Here is a 26,667-nt window from a genome sequence, read left to right as displayed (position 1 = left end):
AATAATTCCTTTATACTTCATCAATGGAAGAATGTTATTACTTGCTCGAAAATCCTGTGTTGAATGCTATTTTTGTGCAATTAACGTATAAAGTGCAGGAAGTTGATTCTCCGCCCCTTCTGGTGAATGGACAGGAAGCGCCCACCTATTGCCAGATTCCTCTTCTAAAAGCTCTATTTTCATTCCTGCTTTGGATAGTTCTGTCACAACTTCACCTAATGTCCACCTCCTCAGCTTCACCTGTTTCTCTAATAACGCGCCTTCGTCTTCTGATAGGAGAAAATGGTACGCAACCTTTTCGTCTACAATATTTGATTCAAAATAATTCCCACTTGCGACCATTTTATTTTCTTCTACCCGCATTAATTTTGACACCATAGGGTGGTAATCTCGTAAAATGAATGTGCCTCCTTCTTTTAGAGCGTTGCAAACGAATTGGAACAACGGCTGCAGTTCAACAAAATAGTGTAAAACACCTAACTCTAACAGCACATAGTCGAAATTAACCAACTGCTGATCCCTAGGGATGGTTAGTACGTCTGACACGATGTATTCAAGGTCAACCTCTGCATGCTTGGCTAATTCAACAGCATAGTTTCGGTTTGATTTAGATATATCAACAACAGTTACATCCGCACCCAATAAAGCAAAGGATACCGCTTTATTTCCTTTTGACCCTAGCAGATTTGCAATCTTCTTCCCTTCTACCTTTTGAATATACTTTAAGTAATCCTGAACAGCCTTTCGTGGATTTTTCTTTAGTATTTGAGCATACTCCTGTGGGCGGCCATGCCGATGAACCCAAGCTTCGTAGGCAGATTGATTCCAACTTGCTTCGTTCATTTTACTCATTAGTTCTTGCTTCATTTGGAATATCCTCCTTTTTTTGCTATAAAATGATTATTCTGCAAACATCCTCTACATCCTGCATGCATTTGATTTCAATTAAAAATCGTGCCAACCCGCTAGGGAAGGCACGATTTTTAACCTATATAACGATGATACACTTTCTTTGCTTCTGTTAAATCGCTCGTTCCATGAATGAGCGCACGCCCATCCTTAAAGAAAACAAGGCGATAGGAATCTACTTCATATGAGAGTAAATAAGGGTTTCGTTCAATTTTTCCCGCCGTTGCTGCGAGTCTATCTGCTAACTGATCTAAATTTCGATTCACACCTGCTTGTGGACGAATTTGAACCGTATTTCTTCCACATAATACAGTCGATTTCACTTGATTTTCGTACGACAAGAATGGATATTCTCTGTTCTCTCCGCAAGATAAACAGTCTTTCCGTTTTAGTTTACCTACTGAAATAGCCGTTGATTGGTTAGACCATAAATCAAACGTGACGAGTTTTTGCCGAAGATGTTCTTCATCTTCAACAAGAATTTTGAGTGCTTCCGCTACTTGATAGGCAACGACCATGCCAACGGCCGGACTGATAATTCCTGCCGTATCACAAGTGATTCCTCCCATCGGAACCTTCTCAAGTAAACAATGTAAACACGGTGTCTTCCCAGGTAGGATCGTATAACTAATGCCATAACTCCCTACACACGCACCATACACCCATGGGATATTGTACTTATGGGATAAATCATTTAAAACGAGTCTTGTATCAAAATTATCGGTTGCATCTAAGATCAAGTCAACATCATGGATAAGCTGCTCCAACTCAACTGCTGTTGCATCGGCTACTATCGCTTCAATTGTGACATCAGAATTTATTTGCTGAAGTCGACTTTTAGCAGCAATCGCTTTAGGAAGTCTGTCCTTTGCGTCTCTTTCCGTATAGAGCTGTTGCCTCTGAAGGTTGCTCCACTCGACGTAATCACGATCGATAATTGTCAGCTTGCCGATCCCAGCTCTTACGATTGCTTCCGCACTTCCACTCCCTAATGCTCCTGCCCCTAGTATTAACACATGCTTTTTAGCTAACGTTTGTTGCCCCTCTACTCCGATAGGAGCAAATAATTGTTGTCTTGAATAGCGATCGGTCAAATAGTGCTCATTCCTTCCATTGGGCTACTTGCTGTTGCATAACGTTTTTTCGGCATACGTCCCGCTTCAAAACCTAGTCGCCCTGCTTCAATTGCTAATTTCATTGCCTTTGCCATATTGACAGGGTTCTCTGCAGCTGAAACCGCCGTATTTAATAGAACACCATCCGCTCCTAGTTCCATTGCATACGCTGCATCAGCTGGCGAACCGATCCCAGCATCTACGATGACAGGAACGTTCGCTTGCTCAATGATAAAGCTTAAATTCAATGGATTGATAATTCCTTGTCCAGATCCAATCGGTGAGGCACCTGGCATGACTGCGTGAACGCCAAGCTCTTGTAGGCGTTTGGCTAAGATAACATCATCGGAAATATAAGGTAAAACGATAAAACCATCTTCTAATAACATTTCACAAGCCTTTAACGTTTCAATTGGATCTGGTAATAAGGTCGTAAAGTCCCCAATGACCTCTACTTTTACCATATCACATAATCCAGAAGCCTTCGCAAGCTTAGCGATACGAACCGCTTCTTCAGCTGTTTTGGCTCCTGCTGTATTTGGTAAGAGCGTATACTGTTGAACATCCAATTGCTCCAAAAAATTTGGTTGACTTTGATCAAAAATATTCATTCTTCTCACAGAAAATGTAAGAATCTCTGCTTCAGAAACCGCTACAGCTTCCTTTTGAATCTCAAAACTTGGATATTTCCCTGTACCTAATAATAATCTCGACTGAAATGAATGTGATCCGATTTTTAACATTTTCATCCGCCTCCTACAAAATGGACAATTTCGATGTTGTCCCCGTCTTGTAAATTTGTTGTTTGATGTTTGTCTTTTTCAATAATTTCATGATTATGTTCGACAATGATAATCTGGTCTTCCACGCCATAATGAGCTAATAAAGCTGTGACATTTTTAATATCCTTTGGAACGGTTATCGATTCACCGTTAATACGTAGGTTCAACTCCACTAGCCTCCTTTAACTGTCGTTGCAAAGATAATGCTTCGACGTTTTGATCAATGTTTTTTCCTTCTATTATATCCGCCATTATTTCACCGGTAATGGGACTTAATAAAATCCCATTACGATAATGACCACTTGCTACAAAGAGTCCCTTAAGTGAAGGGTGGTTTCCGATATAAGGCTTTCCATCTGTTGTTTGTGGACGAATGCCTGACCAAACCTTCTCCCAGTGGGCATTCTTCAACTTAGGAATAAGCGCGATTGCTTGGTCTAGCAAGGAGGAAACACCTGATACGCTCACTCGTTCATCAAAGGTATTCGGAATCATCGTTGCGCCAATAATATATCGCCCACTACTTTTCGGGACAATGTAACATCCATCCGTGAAGACCGTTTTTTCTAAAAGAGGCTCCTTCGTTGTGACGGATAAGCATTCTCCTTTTACTGGATAGACATGCAACGGAAAATCTGTCGTCTGTAAAAGTCGTTTCGTCCAAGCACCTGTCGTAAGAATAACTTTATCACTATAAATGCGCTCTGATTCGGTTTCTACCCCAACGCACTTTCCTTTATCTGTGATCAAATTGATTACTTCTGTATATTCTTTTACATGCGTCCCAAGCGAATAAGCAGCCTTTGCAAAAGCTTTTGATAATTTCGGGGCTTCAACTTGGCCATCCTTTGCTGCGTACATGCCGCCAAATGTATTCCTCGTGATAGAAGGCTCTACCTCTACCACCTCATCAGGAGATAACCAGCTAACCTCTTCCCCGGCAGCTTTTTGAAACGGGATCATGCCTTGTATCGTTTCCTTCTCTTCTTTTGTGCGAGCAACCGTTAGCATTCCATGCTGTATGAGTTGAATATCAATATTCGTTCGTTCCTTCAATTCAGCTTGCAAAGCGGGGAACATATTTCTACTCTTTCTTCCGAGCTCGAAAAGTGGTCCACCCTTCTTCATTTCAGCTTGAACGGCTAACATTCCTGCGGCTGCACTCGAGGATTTCTCGTTAATCTGCCCTTTCTCCAACACCAATACGGAAATGCCACGTTTTGATAACGAATAGGCAATAGAATGGCCGATAATTCCTCCACCTACGATGAGAACCTCATACATTTTTCTCATGGTATCCTCCTTTTACACGACGAATCGCTTCTTTATATGCCCGTGCAGTGTGAACAGGATCTTCACTTTCTAAAATGCCAGACATTACCGCAATACCAGAAACTCCTTGTTGCCAAACTGACTCGACCTTCTCTGGGGTGATGCCTCCAATCGCAACGACAGGAATCGTCATCTCCGCACAAAATGCTTTTAAGGTATCACAACCTTTTGGCTGTAATCCAGGCTTTGATGTCGATTCGAAAATATGACCGAACAGAGTAAAGCTTGCGCCCCCTTTTTCAGCCCTCTCTCCTTCCGCTACCGAGTGAGTGGAACAACCAATCATTAAATTCGGAAAAGTCGCTCTAACTACCTCAATAGGCAAACTGTGATGAGCAAGCTGGACTCCTCTAACCCCGAGCGATGCAGCTACATCGGCTCGGTCATTAATGATCACTTTCCTCGGTGAAATCCCTGCTTTTAAGAGGCTGTCAACCCCTTCATAAAGCTCTTTCGCCGACAGATGTTTTTCCCGTATATGAAAGACATCAATATACGAATCTATCATTCTTGCTATTTCAATAAATTGTACGAAGGGCTGCTTCCCATTCGTGATAAGGTGGAGACTCATTTATTACCCATCGGCTGTGCTTTATTCGTCATTTGCCATTTTTCTAATGTGTACGCCATCTCCCAAAATGCCAGTTCGTATTGACTACTGATCCAAAAATGCTCCTTCATTTGCTTTCGATCAGACTCTGTCACCTTTTCAGCCAAGTCATCGAGTCGTTCGATTTGCTCTGTCACTAATTGCTGAAACCATTCCCCACCATATGCCGCAATCCAGTCTTGATAAATGGGCTCTTTCGGCGCCGCTCCTTGAAATTTCTCGCCGATTTCTGCGTATAACCAATAACATGGGAGCAAAGCGGATAAAATGTCCCCTAAATGACCGTAAGCAGCGCGATACATATGTGACGTATACGCGTAAGCGGTTGGAGATGGACGAAACAACCGCTTCTCTTCATCAGTAATACCTAAGCGCTTTGCAAAGTTTTCATGTAATTGTAGTTCTGCTTCATACGTACCTTGCGCATGTGCAGCAAACCTGGAAGTTGTATGCAAATCTGTTGCTTTCGAAGCTCCTAATGCTTGAACTTTTGAAAAATGGGTTAAATAATAAGAATCCTGTAGAACATAATAGCGAAAGTTTTCTAACGGTAAACTTCCGTCTGCTATTCCTTTCACAAACGGATGCTGAAAACTATCCTCCCAAATCGAGTTACACTCTCTTCTTACTTCTTCGGTAAATGTCATCCTTCATTTCCTCCTTATGATTCTCTTTGTGAACACATGATGAAGCGGAGAAGTTTTATACTATGTAAAAACAAAAAACCACTTTTCTACAGCAGAAAAGTGGTTGAAATGGAAAAAATATCCCTTATATCCATTCTCCACTTCCCTACGCTGGTATAAACCAGATCAGGTTCAAAGGGTCTTAAAGTGTCACTTTAATCTCAGCCTTATGCAAGACACCCCTAGCGGTAAAACTTTATTCAATTAAATTGAATTTGCTTACATCATAACATGTGAATGTAAAATGTCCAATAGAAAAATCCCTACTACAAAAAATTCTTACCAAATTGATTCCTCATTTAAGGTCAATTCTTCTATAAAAGGTATCGTTCTAATTATCATTCATTTGAAAAACTTTTAAACAAATGGACTTGTTTGTCGTACATAATTCTGATTCAACTAGGTGGTCTGTTACATGACTAGATTGTCATATTCAAGTCACTTCATAGTCACATTCATTAGCTAAGCTGTAACTATCATAAAAAACATTGGAGGTTACCGAATTCACAAAAAGGAAAACGGAACAGGATTAATAAAAGCTTCAATCAAACATTGAAGGAAAAATACTTGAGCCCAAAACGTTATGGGTTAACTGTTTATATAAGGGGGAATACACCATGATAAAAAAATTAAGAATACCAAAAGTTTTTCTAGTGTTACTAGTTGCCGTAGTGTTATTGAGTACGATAGCCGTTATTGGCATAGGAAAAATTAAGAAAGAAAACTATTTTGACCAAATGGAAAATCAAACAGCCCACGACTTTCCTTATATAAAAGATACGATGGAAGCCATTGAATTAGACAATGATTTGACCTTATTCCTTATCACGGATGAGGCTGGAAATGTAAATTACTATTTAGCGAATGACCATATCATCAATTATAGTACGGAGTCTTACGGAGATATCGCAAATATTAATCAGGCAGAGGAAGGCATTAATTGGGGAGGTCAATGGAATAAAGAAAATGAAAATATTTATTTCTCAAAAGGGTTAATAGCCAATAAAGAAATAGAAAAAGTATCAGTAAATGACCAAACAAAAAATATACAGTATCACCCTTATAGGGGAAATACAATATTTTATTCTACAGAACCAATTGAAGAACCTGTGACGATCAAGGGCTTTTCAAAAGACAATGAGGTAGTAGCCGATACTTATTATGTTACATTAGATGATCTAGAAATTTTCACTCGTGACGAAATATCCACTTATGCGCAAAATAAGAGAATAACGATTAACTATTTAGAAGAAGAGTTTAGTGATACCGTTTCTAAAAACCGTGTGATTCGACACAATCCAGCAGCTGGTGCACCCATTGAAGTAGGAGGTACTGTAGACGTCGTTCTTTCAAAGGGGCAAAAGTAAAACCTTAACATAACATCTATTGAATTGATGTATTAGCTTGAAGCTCACCCATAACCATCATGAAAAAGGCTGTCGATTTTCTCGACAGCCTTTTTATTTACCTAGCTAGTTAAAATTTCTCCTATTTTTATAGGCGGTTAGATAAAGAAAGCGACCACATAGATGATTATCGGTATTCGAATGTAATCAAGAGGTTTCTTAAAGCTTGTATATAAGAGCTTATTTTCCACTAATGGCCTTGAAAAAGAAATAACGGGTTTAGAACTTAATAACAGTGTGATGGTGATGGTCAGTAACGGAACCATCACGATATGCCAGATGCTCCATTCAGCATACCAGCTCAACGTTTTAATATATTTAATAAAAAAGAAATGAAATACATAGACATAAAAGGTTTTCTTCCCAAGTGACGTAAAGAACACTTGTTTTTTTGGTACCCACGGTAAAAACGAGCAGATGCCGCAAATCATGACAAAATAGATTAGTAAGCGAAAGATTGTTCCTTCTATAGAGGAATGCCCAATCATATCAAAAGAGTATTTCCCTAATAAATACATTCTCATTATAGACGAATCTGCCATCATGATGATCATGACACAAATACTAAAAAACATGATAGAAAGATATTTTGCATACTTTTGTTTTGCCCATTGAAAATGATCTGCTTTCATGTAATAACCTAATAGGAAAAAGGGAAAAAAGACGAATGTTCTTGATATGCTCAGGTAAGAATCTGCACTGTCAATAAAGCCCACTCCTATTCCCATTAGTAAAGCTATTACTAGAGGGAACGGTATTTTAGTAAAAACAAACAACATTAAGTTCCAATAAAAAAGGCTTAATAAAAACCACATTCCCATTGTAGGCATAAACAAAGAAAATTGTAGTGAATCGTACCCATATAAATAATAGTTGTAAAACGAATAAATAATTTCAAACATAAAATAAGGCATAATTGTTTTGTTACTTATTTTCTTTATAGCACCTTTTTTATAAAAACTTTTAGATAAATATCCTGAAATTAATATGAGCGTTGGCATTCTAAAAGCATTCAAGAAATTGACCATACCAAATAGAAATTCATGATCTCCTCTAAACATACTAATTAAATGACCGAAAACGACTAATAAAATTAGGATAAACTTTGCATTATCAAAAAAAGGGTCTCTGTTCTTTTTTTGTTTTGAAAATTCTTTGTTAATTGCTATTCCCCCTAGTGAATCTAACAGGTCGCCTTATGTATAGATAAATCTTGCTACAGCTTATTGGAATAATTGTCTTTACGTTTGTATGTGAAAAACATAGAATTCGAGAAGCTAGTTAGTAGATTCGGGACAACCACATTCTCTCTTTACAAACTTGCCATTACTAGATAGGAAGTATATGCGTTATACAGGCACCCCTTCCTACCTAGTATTCATATGTTTGGACCTCATACCTATTTATTCTGTTCAAAATAAATGGAAAAATAATTAGATGTTTACGAGTTATCCGTCTAATGAAAAAGACTGCGAGCTATCTAAGCGATTCATTTTACTCTAATAAAAAATTGAACAGTGGAAGATCAAACAAAATCCATAATTCACTTTCTTTCATGACAATCGTCATCTACTCTATCGTTTTGAAATTAGGAATACCATTTAACGACCTTCGTTTGGAATCTGAACTGTAAAGGGTTCTAATTCTTTTTCCTCCACTAAATGATCAAACAAGTTTGTTCTTAGTACGGCCTTTTCTAAAGAGAAGTTTTCGAAGGTTTCCTTGTCATCTAACTGGAAGATAGATTGAAATTGTAAGGATGCTTTGTCAACAACGGTCACTGTATTGCTATAAATATAGTAGTCTGGATTCGGGTTTGCTGGATTAAACACATTGAGATAGTCATGATGAATTAATTGAAAGATATCGTAACTTACTAAATTGTTTGTGAGTCTCTCAAATTCATCTTCACTTATTTTCTTTTCAAAACCGATAATCTGATAATCCATAATCACCTGATTATTTTCTTCCTTAATATCATTTACTTTAACGGAATAGGGTGTTCGCTCACCTTCTAACAAAAAGGAGCTCTCCGTTAATCGTTTTTCAACTGGAGGTTCATTGATTTTAAGAATAGGATACATCGTAAGAAACTCAACATCATTTTCTATGTTAGGAAACTCAGTCCGATAAATTGTATAATACCCTTCTTCACTTCTTGATTGAGATAAACTCTTACTGACTCCGCTGTCGGCAAACGACACATCATCTCCATGTTTCGAGATAATTTCATATTCCAAATTATCGGTTTCAGATGATGTATTCAATTTATTGATGCGGATTTGAATTTCTTCTTCTTTATAGGTTTCTGTATGATTTAATGTGACCGATTCTTGAATTTGTTTAATCGGAATATCAAATTTCCATTCTCCCCGCACACCATTTACGTAATGAATTGTAAGAGGGACCGTGAAGTCATCCTCAATATTTTCATAAGGGTATTCTAATGTCCACCCGAAGTCAAAACCATTGTCTACCTTTTCATAACCATACGATAACCCTAACCAAGGATCGTGATCCCCTTCATACTCTTCAAAATTTACATCAAAACTGACCTCATCCTCTTCATACTGCATATCTATATCCCCGCTTACATGACCAGTAATCCCTATTGTCATACCATCAAAATAGGCGCCGTAAATGGTCACTGACACCCCTTTTTTCGTTAACGTTTGATTCAACTCTGTTACTAAGCCTTGCTCAGCTAAACGCACCCCTGTTTGATTTCCAAACTTTTCAAAAAGAGTACCAATCAATGGAGTATTCGCTAACACCCGATTCATACTTGGATTGACAAAGCCGGAAGCAATCGTTACCCCGAATAGGGAGGCTGCCACTAGGCTGCTTATAATTAGTTTTCGTTTTGGAGAGGTCTTTTTTTGTTTCAATTTACTCCCTTCTGAAATACCTTTATCTATTGCTGCTAGAACCTTTTCTGTCGGGATGTCGATTTGGTCGACGGCATTTTTCAGTTTTTCCTTATCCATAAGTAACCTCCCCTTTCATGCTTTTTTTTAGTGCCTCTTTCGCTCTTCTTAAATTTGTCTTAACTGTCCCCTCAGGAATTGCTAGCATGTCACTAATTGTTTTGATCGAATAGTCATGATAGTAAAACAAAATAAGTGGAATCCGGTAACTCTCCTTCAGCTTTCGTATCTCTTCCAACAGATGCATCGAGTCCTCTTTGATGGATTCACTAGATGTTAGAGTCTCTAAAACACCTTCTGTAAGTGGAACAACGTTCTTTCTTTTGCTAAGCAATTGCCCTGAACAGCGAATAATGATTTTCGTTAGCCACGTCATAAAATATTCCGGTTGTTTTAATGTGTGGATGGAGATATACGCTTGACAGGTTGCTTCTTGCACGATATCTAACGCATCCTCCTCGTTATGTACATATAGGTAGGCAGTACGATAAATCTGCTTATAGTAATGCTTTATTAATTTTTCAAAGGCCTTCTTATTGCCTTTTATTGCTTTTTTAACTATTTTTTCATTCATCTCATGGCTCCTTTCACATCATTAGTGGAGTAAGTTAAGTAAAAAAGTTTCAATTATTTTTTTGATTTTATTTTTTTCGTGAAAATTATGTATTCATCACCTTCCTCCACCCGTCATCCTCCTGATATATGTTCTCAACAAAAAAGACCCTTGTTTCCTCTAAAAGCATGGAAGAAAAAAGGTCTATAATAATCATCTATATTCATCATGAATTATTCTTGAGTGCAACTTCTCACCTGTTAATCGAGTTTGCCTTATTCATTCAAAATAAGTTATTTTCCATAATACTCTCACGTAAAAGCATGAATACTATTGAACTTTCTGCGGGTAGATCATTATCATCGTATATTAGTTTTTTATATTCATTGACTATCTTTTGATATAATTGCAGCCTTTTCCTCAAACTATATTAGGAACCTTCGATACATAAAATAAAGGTCAAAAAACCTGGCTTCTTTTGAAAATAGAAGCCAGGTTTTCTAACTGTCTAAATTGTTTTTGAAAGCATTATAAAGAATCCTTCGTTTTATGTAAAAAGCAGATGTTTGTTAAAAATCACCTTGCTTCAAGCTCTTAGTTGATTTTTAAAGTATAAAACCGTTTCTAATTCGTCTTCCCTATCCTTAAATATCTTTAACTGCTTTGCAACGGCAACAGCAAATTCAACATACGCATTTCCTTCTGCAGTGATTACATTCTCACACACCGTAACGTCTGCTTCGCTTTTGAATTGTGGATTGAGGTATTCAGCAAATTCTAATCCTTCAACTGAAGTGGAATAGTTCCTCTCACCTAACACATTGGCAGCGCCTAAAATAATAGAAGCACCACAAATTGCTGCGATCCACTTCTTCTTTTCATTAAAACGTTGAATGAGACGCAAACACTTCTCTTCTTTTATTACTGGAAACGGTTCTCCTCCTGGAATGATTAAGATATCATAATCATCCACTTGACAATCATCAATCAGCATATCTACCTTAATGTTGAAATTACCTGTGTTCTTCACCTCATTATTTAGTGAAATGGTTTCAACCTCGACATCACAAACTCGTAGCAAGTAAGACAACGTACTAATTTCCCATTCCACATACCCATCGTATAACAAAAATAATGCTTTCAAAGTACACATCCCCTTTAACAACATTTTTTGTTCATTATACCATTTTTAGAAATAATAGGTTTTCATCTTTAATGAACCCTATTAATCTATTCACTTATCCGAACAAATGTTATGGTTAAGTCCTTTTTTTAATGTATGTTGAGATAAAGTAAGAAAGTAAATGAACAAGAAAAGCGGTTACTACCAAAAAGGTCGCCACTTTAGTTGTGGCATGCATCTCTGACCACGGTTGACTAGTTATGTAGTAAAATGCAATAATACCAAAAATAATCATGAAAAAAACATGTCTATAATTCTTCATCCTGTTCTTCAACACTCACACTCCTTGCAAAAAAATGGCCTGTTCTGTTAGATCTTATTAATCCTTACCTCATTGAATTCAAGCTGTGCGTGACTTATTATACGGAATAAATCTTTGTTCGTCATTAGTAAAATAAACTATTTCCATATTTAGTTCCTGCTCATGGCCTGTCCAGACTATTAAAGGCTCATAGATCAGAAGACAATGTTATTTGTAATAGAACTTAGTTTGTCATCATCTTTATGGAGGCAGAAATTAACCATCATTTCCTTAAAGTTTGCACTGTTTTTTTCGTACTTGTTCATATCAAAGTAACGGAACCATGCCAAATAATTTTCAAGATAGTTTGTAGCAACACCGTTAAAACACTGAAAAAATGTTATTCAATTAATCAAACTGAATAATTATCACTTTGATACCTTCAAATATAAAATTGCAACCCCCAGTAGTATCAATAGCCAAAAGTTCAGATGTTGGGTTCCTAAATTTCTTCCATTTATCTGCTAAATTCTCTAGAATTTTATTAAATTCCATATTATTTCTTCCATCTAAGAGTTCTAGTTTTATTTCAATAGTATGAACAACCATTCTCAGAAGGACATGCTTGGATTAAATATTTATATTAAAATGTTTTTGAGCTAATTTGAATATATGTAAAGGATGTGAGAACCATTGATATTCCAATAGTTCTCGTATCGAAGTTAAGATAACTCCGAATTCACAGCGTTAAGTCCGTTTCTAATACGACCCCCTATTTGAATTAAAATGGGATTTGTATCCACTATATACCTAACCTCAAACTATTCAACTATTATAAAATTCTATGCTTTTCATAGTTTCCCATTCACTATCATAATGTATGAATGGAAACCCTCCCTTTTTATTTATGTGGAATTTCTGATTTATCAGAAATTAAAGAGTGGTTTAATTGAAAGGCTGTGAGAAGGACAGTTGTAAGCTTATAATTGTCTATCGTATAGAAGAACCAATTGAGAAAGTGATTTGACTACCGGTAGGACTACTACTACTACTACTACGTGACTCACTAACACACAAAATGATAACTAATAATATAAATAATACCAAAACAATACTAATGTCAGAACTCATATGAACACCTCCAATATATAAGAATATTATTATCAGCATTTGAAGCACTAATAGCATCCTACACAGTTATATATTCAGTTGGAACAACACGTAGCCTAATTTATCCTACACCCATCACAGAATTTAGAGCTACTATATTTTATGAAAGATGGACTTACTTTGCTTGTACTCTAGTCAATATTGTGTACTTGACTATGAGTGTCGCAGCTTCCGTGCATGGGCGAACAAAATATATGAGAAGAGCCAGTATCTTTAAATAGCATCATTCTTTAAACAACTAGCTGTTACTCTTCACTATAGATAATACTTGTTGTTAAACAATATGGCCCTTTTCTATAAAAATAGTAAACTAAAAAAAGCGCGTTCTTTGAAACGCGCTAACTTCTAAAAAATAGTCAATGCCTTAACTTTCCACTGAGCTGAGCATATATTTTCGTGGTTTCACTTTTTTCATGTCCGAGTACGCTTTGAATTACTTCAATTGGTGTTCCATTATTCATCATGTGAGTGGCATAACTATGCCTTAATTAATGCGGATGTATGCTCTTTTTTATTCCAGTACGACTAGAGATACGTTTTATTATATATCGAATTTGATCAATACCCATACGCCTCTTTCGCCTTCTTTCTGTGATAAATAAACATTCTTCCTACTCATCACGTGAATCTAAGTATCTTTTCAACCAGAGGGACCATCTAGTATTGAAGTACACTTCTCGTTCTTTACCTCCCTTCCCATGAATAATTGAATTGGTAGATAAATTGAGATCATCGCGATTCAACTTTACTACTTCACCAATACGGCAACCCGTTGAGTAAAAGAACTCAAATAATGCATTTCCCATAGGAGTATTACATGCTTGACGAAGATGTTCAAATTCAAACTCAGCTAGAAACTTTGGAATTCTCTTCCCCAGCTTGGGCTCTTTTAATCTAGCTGCAGGATTGTTCGAAATTCCGCTTCCTCATATGACTTGAATTCAAGATAAACTTGTTGAATATTTGGTAGGGAAGTATCATGAAGATTTCCTGTTTCCAAGCATAAAAACCGATAGAAAGATCATTACCACTCATGCGTATCGCATACTAGTGGCAGCTGAGGAGTGGATTAGTGGTCATGACACGATGCTAAAAACCTTTGGGTACTATTACTATAAGAGTACAAAAGATGTCTATACACTTATGAAAACCTTCGGATATGCTTCCCCATCTATCACGAAATACAACGGAATCCGTGAAGATGAGATTATTGATAGTTTAAAGGATTTCCAGTTATGATTTACCTATGTTACACTAATATGGATATTATTTGAAAGGAGTATAAACTATATGTTTTTATATGTGGAATTTATAACCCTTTTTGCTCCGTGGCTACTTTATAGGATTATTCTTTTTTTAGTAAAAAAAGAATTTTCTCTTCGAACTGAGTTAATTAATGGCTTTTTCTATTTTTCATTAATTTTTATTTACTATTTGACCATTGCTCCTTTTCCATTTATTTTCTACGAAAAAGAATATTACTTTGCTTTAATGAACCTTATTCCTTTTCAAAGTATTTACGGATCACTTTCTCATGATTATTTTATGGTCCCATTGCGCAATATTGGTGGTAACATTCTCTTATTTGTTCCACTGGGATTTATTATTCCTCTTAGATTTAAACTAAGTAAACTATCAAAAGTATTATTTGTTGGGTTCTCGGTTTCATTAACCGTTGAAATAATTCAATTTTTGTGGCTACCTGGACGCTCTCCTGATGTGGATGACTTGATTCTTAATACCCTTGGTGCTTTAATTGGATTTCTTATTTTTAACTCCCTAGTTATGTTATACGAAAAATTTAAGCGACCATTAAGCGAATTGTTGGTTTGGAATAAAGTTTGATCAAAAACATCTTACAAACCTTAATATTATTGGTAACAAAAAGAATCCATTTTGAAAAGATTGATCAAAATGGATTCTTCTCCTGAAGATTCAATGTGAATTCCCCAAAAAAAATCGATCATTTTCTACCTTGGCTATTCGACAATTGCGCCCTTTTTAAATGTTCCTACATCTTTCCTAGAATAAAACTGCTTTCCTGCGCTTTCACTTATTAACAATTTTATCAACCTAACTATTAATAGAGGTTATTGGACATTTTCTTAACGATTAGTATTCCATCCCCAAACTTCTTCAGCATATTTTACACAGATGTAAGATAATCCGCCTTCTAGATCGGACGTATCCATTCTTAAATAGTTGTCTTCCCCCAGTTTCTGACCTGAGATTAAAAATGTATATACATTTTCGTTCCTCTCTCCATCAACCTTGAATAAAAAGACAGAGGAATCTTGTTTGATTTTCTCAATAATTGGAAGAAAATGATTAAGATTTATGCTTTCCAAGTTTTCCTTAAACTCCAGGTCTTTTAATAAACGTTTGTATAACGTTTTATATTTTTCAGTATTCATATTAAAACCCCTCTTAATTTGTATGTCACTACCAATATAAGCTATTCAATAAGCACGCCCTTATGCTGAAGAACTAAAATCAAAAATTGAACTTTATAATAATAATGGTATTTCTATGCCAAAAGGAACTGATTTTACAGTTCCTTTTTATACATATTTACCATAACAAACAACTATAGCCAATCTGTGCTATCATCAGCTAGCCTTTGGAAATCATTCATAAAAACACTTGCATGATAACCATCACAAACTGCATGATGAATTTGTAGTGAAACAGGTAAGAATAATTCCCCATTTTCTTGAAAATATTTACCGCCAGTTATTATTGGTAGCAGATAGTCTCCACCATTATTAATATTCAAATTTAATCCAGTAAAAGAACTCCAAGGAATCATAGATATCGGAATACTATTTTCTGGTATAGGAGTCTTTGGAAACATACTACCCGTACCATTGTATTTTTCTACATCTTTTTCATATTGAGAATAAAACTCAGAAAACGTAGTTAAATTTGATGACCAAATGCATGAAAATGTGCATGTCTTTTTATCAAAGATTGTATAAGAAGGTAAAACCTCCGACCAATAACCTAATATTCCTTCTGAGTTAAAATTGGTTCTGAATTCTCTATGTGAATTAACTATTCTTGTAATCATAAAAATAAACGCAGGATATAACTTAAAATTCTGTTTCTTTAAGTTTTCCATAAGAATATTAATATTTATTTCATTCGTTATACTGAATGTTGTTTGTTGATGTAAATAGTGTTCAAAATACTCTTTTCGATACCAATTTTTACGGTCTATTATATTAAATTTCAATTTCAGCGCCTCCTAAAGTTTTTATTTGGTTTTAGGAGGCAATTTTGACTGCTTTCTTCATCATATTCACCCTTTTGTAAATGAGAATACAGCGACATTCTACGTATATCTATAACTATAGTCAAATTCTTCTTCATGTTTTAGCAAAAATATCTAGCTAAATTATTAAGTAGTATACAAGAATATGGCCCGATTCAAAAAGATAAGGGGCTTCTTTATTCCAGAAAAGCGCACGATAGTCGAAGACTTGAATTCGAGATAATCATGAGTCAAAATTATAATTCCCCATTTTCCACTCCAGAAAATAGGTATCTAAAGTAATTTAAAATACATCCCTAATGTGATTAACTTTTGAAAATGGGATTCTATTAGGAAGTTCTTGTACGCTTTTTATTTATGGTCCTCTTCTCTAATAAATGGGTATAAAAAGCAATTGAACCCAAAAGAAATGAATAGATGGCGAAAACAGGGAGAATACCTACTAGGTTAACTGAAAAATGATTTTCATTCCCCTGGATTTCTTCGCCCCCTAAACTCGGACCACTAAATAACTCAATCGATACGAAAGTTAGTTTAAATATTTGTACGAACAAAAAAATCGTCCCAATGATTAATATTAATCGTGACAGTTTTTTTATAGAAGGTTTACGAAAAGATAATAGTTTCTTCAATTTAGGTTGCTGGTTTCCAATTTGCTTGATCCAGTTCCAATGTAACCCTAAATGGATTCCGACTATCAGTAGTCCAAGGACAGCCGAAACTATATGAAGAGCAACCCAATTTATGCTAGGGAAATGTCTAAAATTAGGAAAGATAACCTCGGAAATTAATAATCCACTTACCATTATAATGAACATAACTAGTAAAAGGGTGAAATTTAATACGTAAGATAGTAATGATTTTCCTTTTATTCTTCTTGAGAACATTTTTTTGCTCATCCCAATAATCCATTCTTTGTTTAAGACTAAATGAATAATTAATGCTGCTCCCAAGAAAATACTAGCTATTTCATGAAATGCTATACTAGTAACGCCTGGAGCAAATAATAAGATGAACGTAATTGCGATTGTTAAATCAAAACAAAACTTAAAGCGATTCTTTTTCATTTTAAGTCCTCCTGAAAACAGCTTAAATAATTTTTACTTAATGTACTTCATTTATTTATAAATCTTTTAATATCATTCTGATTGCCTTGGAAGCATTTACATCATGTTCTTTTGCATAATCATTAAGTTTCCTAAAAGACTCTTCGTCTAATCGAACATGTAATGGAAAATTAAGCTTCTCTGACTTATCTTTTCTTGGTCTACCTCTTTTTGTTCTCCTATTACCTTCTTCATCCATCCAAGACTCTATTGTAATCGAACCATTCTGCTCAATAATTTGTTGACAATTATGCTTCTCCCAAAGTTCTTTCGCTTTCTTTTTATAGATAATAGATAATTGAATTTCTTCATCGCTAAAGCCGATAAACTTTGCTTTCTTATAAAATTTCTCTTTCAACAGTTGCTCTAACTCTTCGTATGATGAAAATGTGATTTGACTATTCATTAAAACACCCCTTTTTTGTACTACAAAAAATATTGTATCATATTTTGTAGCACAAAAAAAGAAAATGGTCGCTAACTTAAAAGAACTTTAGTATTGGTTAGGGAAAAATTTGATCAAAAACATCTCACAAACCTTAATATTTCCTCTAACAAAAAGAATCCATTTTGAAAAATATTGATCAAAATGGATTCTTTTCTAGAAGTTTTTTAAATTTTCATTTTATGATAGGTTTAATCATTATCTGTCCTTGATCTTCCACAAAGAAAAAACCCAACTCACCCTTGATATGCTCCCCTTATAGGCTCGATCACAGAGTTTCTGCTCTAGTTCGTCACAAGACTTGTATAAACTGTAAATAAACTTGTTATTTCGAATCAAAATGCCTGTACCAAAAACGGTAACAATCTATCAGTATGGGATTTTGTTTATGTGAATGGGTTTTGGACCTACAATACGGTCTGTCACTTTTAGAGTTATTTTGTACTCGTTTTAAGTGCTATTTTGCACTGTATGTAAATAAAAAAAGGTCCGATTTCCCAGCATTAAAATTGGGGAATTAGACCTTTTGGTTACTTCGCAATCGCACCCGATTCCTGAAGACTTGAAATCAAGACAAATTGTTTATCTTCCTCAAACTAAGCCCTCGTTCACAAAGGAAATATTACCAAAAAAGGATTTCACTCCTTTTTTATATACACAATCTTTTTTTACAAATTATGTATCTAAGTTTATATGTCCTTACAGTATTATCTAAATAATCAAGTGTTTCGTCTATTGAACCGGTTTCTAATATTTCGGTGGTATCAAAATGATGTATTAAGTCTTCCTCACTAAAAAAGTGTGCTACCTTACCTGGTTTATATTCAAACGTATTTTTTTCTACCTCTAAACCATCTCCAAAAGATTTATCTTCGTTTGAGAAACAAGTAAAAAATAGAATCCCATTTTCAGTTAACTGATCTATACACTTTCCAATTAATAATCTTCTTTCTTTTAACCTAAATAATTGTAAGAGGTTGTAGCAATATATTCCATCGTATTTTTTATTAGAAAAAGGCATGTCAAATATAGATCCTTCAGTGAATTTCGTCAATTTATCTTCTTCTAATGCTATTGCTATAGCATTCTTAGATATTTCAATTGCATCAACTTCAAATGTAGGTGATAAAACCTTAGTATTTCTCCCATACCCTGCACCCGGTACTAGTATTGTTTTTGCCTGGTTATTTAGAAAGACTTCTTTAGCCATGTTAACTGTACAGCTTGGTTTCTCTCCCCATACCATTCCATTACTAAAACGATTATTCCAATATGAATGCAATTACCCTCTATCCTTTCCATCTAAAGTTATCATTTAAAATTAAGTGAAGTATGTAATCCTATTCTTTCTAATATCAGTATACGTAGACTATGATTTTTCTTTAACTTATTACTAATTATTTCAAAGAAACAGATTTCAGACAATCCTTTACTCCATTATTTTGATCACGCCTGCCAAGTCCAAAAAGAAAGGGGCTTTTCATTCCAGAAAAGCCCCCGATTGCCGAATACTCGAAATTGAAATAATTATAAAAAGATTTTCAATTAGAGCACCAGTTAATGTAACTAACTTTTTAAAATTCTCCTTTTGCTTTTTCGATAACATCAATAATGAACGGTTCTTTTTGTTGGGTGTATGTTGGTCTGTCATACTTATATTTAGTAGCAAGTTCATCTTTTAGCAAAGCGTATTCTTCAGCCACTTCTGGATAATTTCTAAGGTAATTACGAAACAACAGTTTCTCAACCCATTCTGTACTATGTATTTCACAAATATGTAAATGACAAGTACCTCTACCCCATAACCCCTTTCTAAAAAATCTCCTATCTGTTATTTCTGGTTTTGGAACATACTCAAATTCAATTTCGCTTAAAGGAGAAACAAGGGTTGATGTGTTACTTAAATCCTCTACTCCTACCATAATATCAATGATTGGCTTTGCTTTTAATCCCTTTATTGAAGTGCTTCCAATATGTTCAATTCCAGCTATTTTATCACCAATAGCTTTAATAATTTTCTTTCTCTCATATTCAAATTGGTTTTCCCATTCTGAATTATACTCATTCAAATTTACGATTGGTTTTGTCATTACTTCTCCTCGAAAATAAATAGACTTTTTTAGTTAAATTCTATGTGAAATGCAGGAAACCTTCTTCTATATTACGGCCCTTTTCTTGAATAATAGTAGAATTATTTATCGATACATTTTTATTGCTTGTGCACTTTTATCAAAGGTCACATTGTTAATCGTCCGCATAAATGAACCTGTAAGTACAATATTATGTATTCTTATAAGTTCTATAAGGTCTTGGAGATGGCAATGAAGTCAAATATTCTACTACTTTTTCGTACTCTTCCTCGGTAATCTCGAATGGTTCCCATTCTCCAGCTCTAGGAAAACAACCCTCTAATAACATTTGATTAAGTATTCTAAGCGAAGGAATAACCTTATCATAATCTGACATTTACAGCATTCCAGTATCAATAATCAATTCGGCAACCGAACCTTCCTTAGATACAAATTTATTATTAGAACCATATGCTTCTGGAAATAATTCATATTCTAGAGTTCTCAGAGTCTTCTTTCAGAACATTACATTATCTTCAAAGTTATATCCATACAATCTTCGAACCGGGGATTCGATATAAATTCATATTCTCTCTCGACATTCTTTACCGACGTTGCGAAGGATAAAAGCTTTCTAATATTCGATTGAATAGTATTCGAATAAGTTTCCTTCATAAAACTCATCTCCTTCTTGGACACTTGTGCGCTTTTCTTTAATAACTTTTAATTTCCTTAATTAGAATTTAACTTATAGATTTTATCAGCTCTAAATACACTAAAAGATGAAATGATTAGTGAGACCACTGTAAACAAAACCCAATATTGGTTTCCATTAGCCGCCAAAATTATTGCAAATACACCTAAAATATTTGAAGAAATAAACCCAAACATTGTTTTTATATCTTTTAATTTAGACCAACCCATTGTTTAAACAGCAACCTCCAATTCAATTATTTCTTATACCAAAATCGCTTATAACCTTCCTTATTATAACATCTATATTAATTTCGTTATTCAACAATCTGGCCCTTTCCACAAAGAGCCCAACTCATACTCCTGAATTGCGCCTGATTGTAAAATAAGTGTCAGCATGTATTTTTTGGTTGACCTTTTTTATAGGGTCTTATAATAGCGGTAGTCGGGGTAGAACGAAGCGCCCGTAGGACTAGATTCCGTTTAAACAAGCAACCCTATGAGTTTACAAGAAGCTTAAGGGTTACCGACTAATAATTATCAAAGAGGAGATAGATAGATGAACTGGTAATAGGGATGTATCAAAAGGCGAAATCCAGGTTCAAGCCTTTTTAGACAAAGGGAAACCTTATCGCAAAAGCTTTAGCATCAAGCGTAATCTAGATGGTTTAGATGGGTTATTAGATATCTTGGAAGAGGTTATAAAAGTATCAGATGGGATAAACCCTCGGTTATCCTGGAGGAAAAGGGATAAGCAATTTTCATTGAAAGATATAATTTATTTGAGGTAGATCGCCTGTAATGAAAACGAACTTATTTTTTTGAAAGGAAATGGAAATTTTATGTTAAAATATTTTTATAGATTTTAAGAAATTCTACCTACTTTAACGGTCATTTTAGTTAAGTTGCTATTTAATTCGAAAATAGGGAGGCTATAAATGATAAAAAGTTCTATTTTATTTTCGCTAGTAATAGGAATCCTTCTTATAGCAGGATGTTCTGATAAACCACCTATGCCCACAGTTAGTGTAGAAGGTGAAAGTATCCAAGTTGTAAGAGCCTCCTATTGTTGGAGTAAAGGTTGTATCGACACCGCTGGACCCCCTGATATATTAGAAGGAAAGGTTCCATACCAGGTCCAAATGGGCGAAATCATAACCATCAAGTTTGAGAATGGACCGAAGCCGTCTAACATTTCTGTATCAAGAATGCTCCACTCGGACCAAGAATGGATAATAGATGAACTAATCAATGATGTCCTCACTATTCCGAATGAAGAAGGTATTTATTATTATGACTTTCATGCAAATTGGGATTCTCGTGGAGATTCTTATTACGCATTTGTTATTGAAGTGAAATAATGGATGTTTAGTAAAGAAATTTAAAATCATGAAAAAAACACTTGGAATATCCAAGTGTTTTTTTGTTAATTTACTGCTAATTAATAGCCTTTTATGACCGAATTTACCTTTGCTAAAATACTAATAAATTAGCTTGTTATTTTAACTTATCTCACCCTGAACCGAACCCGTTAGTAATTAACAGTTCTTTTTCTATCTTTTGGTATTGAAATCTCTCCTTTATACTGAAAAGTGCCCTTAAGATGACCATATCTCATAAGGTAAAACGGTACTACTTTTTTTCATCTATTCGAAGTCTTCAAACCAACATACAATAAATTTTACCTTTTCATTGAAAAAAACGGAGCCATCAATTCTCTCAGTAGCTATAGCATTAGCCCATCCTTTTTTCCAATGCCATTTATTTGACATCATTTCAAGTATACTTTCTGCTTTTTCATTATCAATAACGTTTAATGTTTCTAAATTATATCTAATTACAAACCAACCATCAATTTTAGGATATGGATCATTTTCCATTAATTCATAAGTAGTTATAAATGGCTCTATTTTCATTTTTAACTCTTCAAATATTTCCAATGACTCGTTCTTATTTTTACATTCTATAAATAAAGAAATTGAAATCACTTTTTAGTGCCTCCTATAATTTATTATGTAATATTATTCTATCATTTAGCATATAGTACAATTTTGATTTTATATTATCTCGAATTCAAGTCTTCAAGATAAGGGGCTTCTCTATTCCAGAAAAGCGTCCGTTCGTATTATAAGGTCAACCGGAGTTATTATATATCTGGTTGACCTATTTTTTATAGATTATTCTTTAGGTAGTCGGGGTAGGACGTGAGCGCCCGTGGGACTTGATCCCGTCGGCTATACTGTCCACCCCCTACTTGTAGAAACATGTTTGAGGCTGGTTGGGGCAGAGACCCCGCATAACAAGCGAAGCTATGACACTACGAGATAGACAGGGGCTACCGACAAATTTACCAAAAGGAGATGTGATAACGTATGGATCCAGTGATTGGCCTGGATGTCGCAAAAGACGTGATTTTTTTAAGTTTTTTAAAGAGGTGAAAAGCCACGCTGAATTATAACCTGTCATTGTTTTTGAATCTACAGGTCACTACCATGAACCTATTTTACAGTTTCTCGAGGAAAAAAGGATTACGTACTATTTAGTGAATCCCGTTGTTTCTTACGAAACGAAAAAAAGTAGTCTTCGAAAAGTGAAATCAGACCCAGCTGATGCGAAACATTTATGTGAGATGTATTACAAAGAAGACTTAGTTGCCTATCAACGAAAGAACATTCAAACGATGAATCTGCGAAATCTGAATAGACAACACGATTCTTTAACACGGAACTATGTCCAACTGAAACTTCAGTTTCAAACGATACTAGATCAAGTATTCCCTGAATATAAAGGGGTTTTTAGTAATTTATATGCGCCTTTATCCTTAAAAACGCTATTCCTCTATCCTACTTCTCATGAAGTATTAAAAATACCAACGGAAGAATTAGCTACGGAAATGCATGGTATAGGAGGAAAAAGATCGTATGGGTGGTTTTATGAAAAGGCTTTGAAGTTAAAAGAGTCGGCAGAACGGAACCCATTTAAGAAGACATTGTATCAAAGCCATTTGGTTACGCTAAAAATGTATATTCAAATGCTTCTTCAACAACGTGAGTTTCTGAACGTACTAGAAAAGGAAATCGAATCGTTAGCGATGGAGTTTGAGGAGTATGAGATTCTTACATCCATCCCAGGGATTGGGACTAAAATAGCAGCGACACTTATTTCAGAAATAGGCGATGTCACGCAGTTTAGTCACCCGAAAAAACTAGTAGCTTATGCCGGGATTGACCCAAGGGTTTACCAATCTGGTAAGTTTACAGCTACAATCAATCGAATTACCAAAAGAGGATCTACTAAGCTCCGTCAAACACTCTATACAGCTGTTCAGTGTGGATTAACCAATAATCGAAATGTAAAGATACGAGCGTATTATGACAAAAAAAGAAGTGAGGGCAAGCCTCACAAAGTAGCTATCATAGCTTGTGCCAACAAGCTATTGCATTGGATTTATGCCATATTAAAGCATAAACGAAAATTCATCGCATAAACCAATACAATTAATTACACAACTTACAAAAACTTCAATTAGCGACATTGAAGCTTCTTTGTCATGTATATTTTTATTATATCACCTTAAATTTGGTATAATCACTTAAAAAGTATTGACTTATATTAGCTGGTATTGCCGAATATTCGAATTGAAGAAATCTAATATCAGGATCGTCCATTAAATCCCTCATTACTTGAATAGTAAGATGAATATTTACGTTTATCATTTTAGACCAATATTTCAGACCTTCCAAAATTACTTTCAATATCATCCATATCACCTTCTCCAAGTGTATCCTCAAATTTGTCTGATAATAACTTTCTTAATGTTGTGAGCCTATTAGTTACCATCTAGGTATTGAAATATAAATTCATTAACATTTTATTGCACCATATTTTTCGGGAGTAAACCCATTTGGCCAGATTGTCAAATTATTATAAATAGCTCCTTCCAAATAAGCTTCCTCTAACCTAACGCAGTTCATATTAGTACCTAATAACTTTGAATCTCTAAAATCTGCCTTCCAAACATCCGCTCCTAATAAATTGGCATTTGATAAGTCTGATCCACATAAATCTGCACCATTTAATTTTGAATTAACCATCTTTGAATTTAATAATGTTGTCCCTTTTAAATTGGCAACCATTAAAAATGCATCGGTTAAATTAGCATTTGTCAAAATACTGCCTTCTAAATCTACACCTCTTAAATTGGCACCAATAAAACTGGAATTTGTTAAATTTGTACTTGTTAAAATTGCTCGATGCATATCATAGTTGTCTAAAACAACACTTTCTAATGTTTCTGAATTAATTCTAATTTCCTTATCCGTCTGACTCTTAATAATTTGCATTCTTTACACCCCCTGGTTCACATTTTTTATTGCCCCAATCATAAGTATCAATCACCATATCATCCCACTTTACAACTTCATTAGGTTTTCCAAGAGAACTAGGAATTTCATCGATCTTTTTACCAACTACTTTACTTGTTATATACCTATAATCCCCATCTACTATTATACCTTTATCGATTTTTATTGGAGGTGGTACTTCCCCATTCGTAACCTTTTTGCATATCTATTTATAGCAGGTAATGAAACGGTATTCTTCATAGCTGCTCTTATATGTCGTTTGGGTCTTTCTTATGGATACTGTAAAACGGCTGTTCAATACTTCTTATGTCACTCCCATGTTTCTTTAACTTTCATTGAATCAACACCTTCACGATATCTGATTTCCCTATCTATTTCAAACGCTTCTTCATTCAACTTCGCTCAACTGATTCCTTCATCTGTATAAATGTGTATCAAGTTCAAGTTAAATTTTGGAAACGTTTTAACGAATAACGAGTATTGTAAGACCGTCTATAATTAAAAACAACCCTTATTTTTATCACTCCGTAAAAATCAAAATAAGCTTCTTCCTTTTCTCCTGTTTAAAACCACTATCTTTGTCGTTTTCGTATAAAATCCTTATTCGCATAGTAATTGTCTTCGCTTCCTTTTCTTACGCCAACACAACCAAAGCTCTTTGTTGATTGACATACTCATCCTATACTCATTTCACTCTTACTGTGTTTATTCACTAAAGTCCATTTAACAGCTATAAACAAAAAAGCACTCGTCGCCAACAGCTGGCCATCAAGTGCTTTCGAGTGTATAAAGTCATTTTAAATTTTGTTTAAGTTTTGAAGTTTATTGATTGATATTATGAGGTCTTATTATGTTTTTGACAAGTGTTACGCATTATGGTATAGCCTTCATGAGCTCTCTTTTGTTAGACCAGTAAATCAGAAATGATTTACTCCCTCTTTCATCAAAAATTGCTATCATGTTAATTAATAATTACTAGCAGTAATCACCATCTTCGTTAATTCCAATTGGATAATAGGGCATACCATCAATTATACTGTATAATTCATATGGATCGCCGTTTTTACTCAGCCAATCTACTGTAAAATCTTTTGGATTTACATACGAGTCAATGTTATTCTTCTGATTATAAACATTAAGTTCATGGCATTTTAACCAATATTCCCTAAATACGGCAACTACTCTTCCAGAACAACAAATTGGGTCAAATCTAGATCTAATAAACCGTTCAATTTCGTCTGTAGATTTCCCTTCATTCCCCAACTTACTTCTAGTAGCATCTAGTCTATCTTCTTCATACGATACTGCTTTATCTAACTCTATAACGTATTGTTCAAAAAGCTTCTCATAATTTTTCAATACCTTATTTACCTTCTCTTTCTATAATAATTATTTTGATCGTGATGTTCTTGTTCTATATTTATCTGCACCAGTCCATTCATTTCTTTCTTTACGAGTCATTGCGTATCCTTCTTGATACCAGTGAGATTTTAAAGAAGGGTTATGATCTGCTTCTAATGGCTTATTCTTCTCACCACAATATACACAAGTATAATTATCCCCTTTAAAAGTATCTCCTCTCGCATTTTTAGAAGGTGTGGTGGACTTGGGTCAATATCTTAGACACCAATAAGTTAACTTTTTATACAGATTGACGGAACTTATCTTCTACTTCCTGTGGTGTCTGAAAGTTTAATTGACTATGAATACGACGACGGTTGTACCATCCTTCAATAAACTGAAACAACGCAATCTTTGCTGATTCGTAATGTAAATAAGTAGTGTGATAGACTTCTTCCTTC

The 26,667-nt window shown here is 34.8% G+C and carries 25 protein-coding genes, 4 pseudogenes and 1 riboswitch; of the genes and pseudogenes, 6 read left to right on the top strand and 23 right to left on the bottom strand.

The window, feature by feature from the left end; genetic code table 11:
- Window positions 1–66: 66 nt before the first annotated feature.
- The 7 genes from WAK64_RS21235 to tenA form a co-directional block, all read right to left on the bottom strand.
- On the bottom strand, window positions 67–867 hold the full coding sequence (locus WAK64_RS21235) for a class I SAM-dependent methyltransferase (RefSeq protein WP_336588991.1): 801 nt from the start codon (window positions 865–867) through the stop codon (window positions 67–69).
- 116 nt (window positions 868–983) lie between these two features.
- Window positions 984–2,003 (bottom strand): thiazole biosynthesis adenylyltransferase ThiF, encoded by a 1,020-nt coding sequence (locus tag WAK64_RS21230; RefSeq protein ID WP_336588990.1) that lies wholly within the window; start codon window positions 2,001–2,003, stop codon window positions 984–986.
- A complete protein-coding gene (locus WAK64_RS21225; protein ID WP_336588989.1) occupies window positions 2,000–2,773 on the bottom strand; it encodes a thiazole synthase in 774 nt (257 codons plus the stop codon). The genes WAK64_RS21230 and WAK64_RS21225 overlap by 4 nt, the downstream gene beginning before the upstream one ends.
- Window positions 2,770–2,973 (bottom strand): sulfur carrier protein ThiS, encoded by a 204-nt coding sequence (gene thiS, locus WAK64_RS21220; protein WP_336588988.1) that lies wholly within the window; start codon window positions 2,971–2,973, stop codon window positions 2,770–2,772. Before thiS ends, WAK64_RS21225 begins: the two co-directional genes overlap by 4 nt.
- Window positions 2,957–4,099, bottom strand: a complete 1,143-nt coding sequence (thiO, locus tag WAK64_RS21215; protein WP_336588987.1) for a glycine oxidase ThiO — start codon at window positions 4,097–4,099, stop codon at window positions 2,957–2,959. Before thiO ends, thiS begins: the two co-directional genes overlap by 17 nt.
- The gene (locus tag WAK64_RS21210; RefSeq protein WP_336588986.1) at window positions 4,083–4,709 is read right to left on the bottom strand and encodes a thiamine phosphate synthase; all 627 of its coding nucleotides are present in this window, start codon (window positions 4,707–4,709) and stop codon (window positions 4,083–4,085) included. Before WAK64_RS21210 ends, thiO begins: the two co-directional genes overlap by 17 nt.
- The gene (gene tenA, locus WAK64_RS21205; RefSeq protein WP_336588985.1) at window positions 4,706–5,395 is read right to left on the bottom strand and encodes a thiaminase II; all 690 of its coding nucleotides are present in this window, start codon (window positions 5,393–5,395) and stop codon (window positions 4,706–4,708) included. The genes WAK64_RS21210 and tenA overlap by 4 nt, the downstream gene beginning before the upstream one ends.
- Before the next feature lie 125 nt (window positions 5,396–5,520).
- A riboswitch (TPP riboswitch) is annotated at window positions 5,521–5,628 on the bottom strand.
- 423 nt (window positions 5,629–6,051) lie between these two features.
- On the opposite strand from tenA, the gene WAK64_RS21200 reads away from it, so the two are divergent.
- Window positions 6,052–6,801: a PASTA domain-containing protein gene (locus WAK64_RS21200; RefSeq protein ID WP_336588984.1), complete on the top strand. Its 750-nt coding sequence runs from the start codon at window positions 6,052–6,054 to the stop codon at window positions 6,799–6,801.
- A 137-nt stretch (window positions 6,802–6,938) separates the two neighbouring features.
- Here WAK64_RS21200 and WAK64_RS21195 read toward each other — a convergent pair whose 3' ends face one another.
- The 5 genes and pseudogenes from WAK64_RS21195 to WAK64_RS21175 all read right to left on the bottom strand — a co-directional run.
- Complete coding sequence (locus tag WAK64_RS21195; RefSeq protein WP_336588998.1) at window positions 6,939–8,003, bottom strand: acyltransferase family protein; 1,065 nt, start codon at window positions 8,001–8,003, stop codon at window positions 6,939–6,941.
- Window positions 8,004–8,441: 438 nt separating this feature from the next.
- On the bottom strand, window positions 8,442–9,827 hold the full coding sequence (locus tag WAK64_RS21190) for a DUF4179 domain-containing protein (RefSeq protein WP_336588983.1): 1,386 nt from the start codon (window positions 9,825–9,827) through the stop codon (window positions 8,442–8,444).
- Window positions 9,820–10,341, bottom strand: coding sequence for a sigma-70 family RNA polymerase sigma factor (locus WAK64_RS21185; protein ID WP_336588982.1), 522 nt, complete (start codon window positions 10,339–10,341; stop codon window positions 9,820–9,822). The genes WAK64_RS21190 and WAK64_RS21185 overlap by 8 nt, the downstream gene beginning before the upstream one ends.
- A 565-nt stretch (window positions 10,342–10,906) precedes the next feature.
- Window positions 10,907–11,473 (bottom strand): DJ-1/PfpI family protein, encoded by a 567-nt coding sequence (locus WAK64_RS21180; RefSeq protein WP_336588981.1) that lies wholly within the window; start codon window positions 11,471–11,473, stop codon window positions 10,907–10,909.
- Window positions 11,474–13,270: 1,797 nt separating this feature from the next.
- A pseudogene (locus WAK64_RS21175) lies at window positions 13,271–13,831 on the bottom strand (tyrosine-type recombinase/integrase); the annotation flags it as partial.
- Window positions 13,832–13,877: 46 nt separating this feature from the next.
- On the opposite strand from WAK64_RS21175, the gene WAK64_RS21170 reads away from it, so the two are divergent.
- Together WAK64_RS21170 and WAK64_RS21165 are read left to right on the top strand one after the other, a co-directional pair.
- A complete protein-coding gene (locus WAK64_RS21170) occupies window positions 13,878–14,153 on the top strand; it encodes a site-specific integrase (RefSeq protein ID WP_336588999.1) in 276 nt (91 codons plus the stop codon).
- 51 nt (window positions 14,154–14,204) lie between these two features.
- Complete coding sequence (locus tag WAK64_RS21165) at window positions 14,205–14,759, top strand: VanZ family protein (RefSeq protein ID WP_336588980.1); 555 nt, start codon at window positions 14,205–14,207, stop codon at window positions 14,757–14,759.
- A 260-nt stretch (window positions 14,760–15,019) separates the two neighbouring features.
- Here the strand turns inward: WAK64_RS21165 and WAK64_RS21160 are convergent, their stop codons facing one another.
- From WAK64_RS21160 to WAK64_RS21135, 6 genes are all read right to left on the bottom strand, one after another.
- Window positions 15,020–15,328, bottom strand: coding sequence for a hypothetical protein (locus tag WAK64_RS21160; RefSeq protein WP_336588979.1), 309 nt, complete (start codon window positions 15,326–15,328; stop codon window positions 15,020–15,022).
- Window positions 15,329–15,501: 173 nt separating this feature from the next.
- Window positions 15,502–16,149 (bottom strand): type A chloramphenicol O-acetyltransferase, encoded by a 648-nt coding sequence (catA, locus tag WAK64_RS21155; RefSeq protein WP_336588978.1) that lies wholly within the window; start codon window positions 16,147–16,149, stop codon window positions 15,502–15,504.
- A 368-nt stretch (window positions 16,150–16,517) separates the two neighbouring features.
- Window positions 16,518–17,255, bottom strand: a complete 738-nt coding sequence (locus WAK64_RS21150; RefSeq protein ID WP_336588977.1) for a DUF4405 domain-containing protein — start codon at window positions 17,253–17,255, stop codon at window positions 16,518–16,520.
- 55 nt (window positions 17,256–17,310) lie between these two features.
- Window positions 17,311–17,700: a hypothetical protein gene (locus WAK64_RS21145; protein WP_336588976.1), complete on the bottom strand. Its 390-nt coding sequence runs from the start codon at window positions 17,698–17,700 to the stop codon at window positions 17,311–17,313.
- A gap of 688 nt (window positions 17,701–18,388) precedes the next feature.
- Window positions 18,389–19,021, bottom strand: a complete 633-nt coding sequence (locus WAK64_RS21140) for a class I SAM-dependent methyltransferase (protein WP_336588975.1) — start codon at window positions 19,019–19,021, stop codon at window positions 18,389–18,391.
- Window positions 19,022–19,313: 292 nt separating this feature from the next.
- A complete protein-coding gene (locus tag WAK64_RS21135) occupies window positions 19,314–19,829 on the bottom strand; it encodes a GrpB family protein (RefSeq protein WP_336588974.1) in 516 nt (171 codons plus the stop codon).
- A 1,265-nt stretch (window positions 19,830–21,094) separates the two neighbouring features.
- Here WAK64_RS21135 and WAK64_RS21130 point away from each other — a divergent pair.
- Window positions 21,095–21,252 (top strand): annotated as a pseudogene (locus WAK64_RS21130) (IS110 family transposase); the annotation flags it as partial.
- A gap of 187 nt (window positions 21,253–21,439) precedes the next feature.
- Window positions 21,440–21,862, top strand: a complete 423-nt coding sequence (locus WAK64_RS21125) for a hypothetical protein (protein WP_336588973.1) — start codon at window positions 21,440–21,442, stop codon at window positions 21,860–21,862.
- A gap of 285 nt (window positions 21,863–22,147) precedes the next feature.
- Here WAK64_RS21125 and WAK64_RS21120 read toward each other — a convergent pair whose 3' ends face one another.
- A complete protein-coding gene (locus WAK64_RS21120) occupies window positions 22,148–22,489 on the bottom strand; it encodes a hypothetical protein (protein WP_336588972.1) in 342 nt (113 codons plus the stop codon).
- Between the two features lie 476 nt (window positions 22,490–22,965).
- Here WAK64_RS21120 and WAK64_RS21115 point away from each other — a divergent pair, with 476 nt between their 5' ends.
- Window positions 22,966–23,988: an IS110 family RNA-guided transposase gene (locus WAK64_RS21115; RefSeq protein ID WP_336588997.1), complete on the top strand. Its 1,023-nt coding sequence runs from the start codon at window positions 22,966–22,968 to the stop codon at window positions 23,986–23,988.
- Window positions 23,989–24,364: 376 nt separating this feature from the next.
- Here the strand turns inward: WAK64_RS21115 and WAK64_RS21110 are convergent, their stop codons facing one another.
- The 4 genes and pseudogenes from WAK64_RS21110 to WAK64_RS21095 form a co-directional block, all read right to left on the bottom strand.
- The gene (locus WAK64_RS21110; RefSeq protein ID WP_336588971.1) at window positions 24,365–24,844 is read right to left on the bottom strand and encodes a pentapeptide repeat-containing protein; all 480 of its coding nucleotides are present in this window, start codon (window positions 24,842–24,844) and stop codon (window positions 24,365–24,367) included.
- Between the two features lie 275 nt (window positions 24,845–25,119).
- A pseudogene (locus tag WAK64_RS21105) lies at window positions 25,120–25,306 on the bottom strand (recombinase family protein); the annotation flags it as partial.
- Between the two features lie 534 nt (window positions 25,307–25,840).
- Complete coding sequence (locus WAK64_RS21100) at window positions 25,841–26,224, bottom strand: hypothetical protein (protein ID WP_336588970.1); 384 nt, start codon at window positions 26,222–26,224, stop codon at window positions 25,841–25,843.
- A 283-nt stretch (window positions 26,225–26,507) separates the two neighbouring features.
- Window positions 26,508–26,667 (bottom strand): annotated as a pseudogene (locus WAK64_RS21095) (IS3 family transposase); the annotation flags it as partial.

Origin of the sequence: Bacillus spongiae, from assembly GCF_037120725.1 — a bacterium.
In the GTDB taxonomy this organism is placed as follows: Bacteria; Bacillota; Bacilli; order Bacillales; family Bacillaceae_K; genus Bacillus_CI; species Bacillus_CI spongiae.
This window is presented reverse-complemented; position numbering and strand designations above follow the sequence as displayed.

Coding starts and splice junctions, on each gene's coding strand:
- WAK64_RS21235 (WP_336588991.1), bottom strand. CDS start 867: ATGAAGCAAGAACTAATGAGTAAAATGAACGAAGCAAGTTGGAATCAA.
- WAK64_RS21210 (WP_336588986.1), bottom strand. CDS start 4,709: ATGAGTCTCCACCTTATCACGAATGGGAAGCAGCCCTTCGTACAATTT.
- WAK64_RS21200 (WP_336588984.1), top strand. CDS start 6,052: ATGATAAAAAAATTAAGAATACCAAAAGTTTTTCTAGTGTTACTAGTT.
- thiO (WP_336588987.1), bottom strand. CDS start 4,099: ATGAGAAAAATGTATGAGGTTCTCATCGTAGGTGGAGGAATTATCGGC.
- tenA (WP_336588985.1), bottom strand. CDS start 5,395: ATGACATTTACCGAAGAAGTAAGAAGAGAGTGTAACTCGATTTGGGAG.
- WAK64_RS21110 (WP_336588971.1), bottom strand. CDS start 24,844: ATGCAAATTATTAAGAGTCAGACGGATAAGGAAATTAGAATTAATTCA.
- WAK64_RS21180 (WP_336588981.1), bottom strand. CDS start 11,473: ATGTGTACTTTGAAAGCATTATTTTTGTTATACGATGGGTATGTGGAA.
- WAK64_RS21165 (WP_336588980.1), top strand. CDS start 14,205: ATGTTTTTATATGTGGAATTTATAACCCTTTTTGCTCCGTGGCTACTT.
- WAK64_RS21150 (WP_336588977.1), bottom strand. CDS start 17,255: ATGAAAAAGAATCGCTTTAAGTTTTGTTTTGATTTAACAATCGCAATT.
- WAK64_RS21160 (WP_336588979.1), bottom strand. CDS start 15,328: ATGAATACTGAAAAATATAAAACGTTATACAAACGTTTATTAAAAGAC.
- WAK64_RS21190 (WP_336588983.1), bottom strand. CDS start 9,827: ATGGATAAGGAAAAACTGAAAAATGCCGTCGACCAAATCGACATCCCG.
- WAK64_RS21185 (WP_336588982.1), bottom strand. CDS start 10,341: ATGAATGAAAAAATAGTTAAAAAAGCAATAAAAGGCAATAAGAAGGCC.
- WAK64_RS21135 (WP_336588974.1), bottom strand. CDS start 19,829: ATGACAAAACCAATCGTAAATTTGAATGAGTATAATTCAGAATGGGAA.
- WAK64_RS21225 (WP_336588989.1), bottom strand. CDS start 2,773: ATGAAAATGTTAAAAATCGGATCACATTCATTTCAGTCGAGATTATTA.
- WAK64_RS21145 (WP_336588976.1), bottom strand. CDS start 17,700: ATGAATAGTCAAATCACATTTTCATCATACGAAGAGTTAGAGCAACTG.
- WAK64_RS21125 (WP_336588973.1), top strand. CDS start 21,440: ATGATAAAAAGTTCTATTTTATTTTCGCTAGTAATAGGAATCCTTCTT.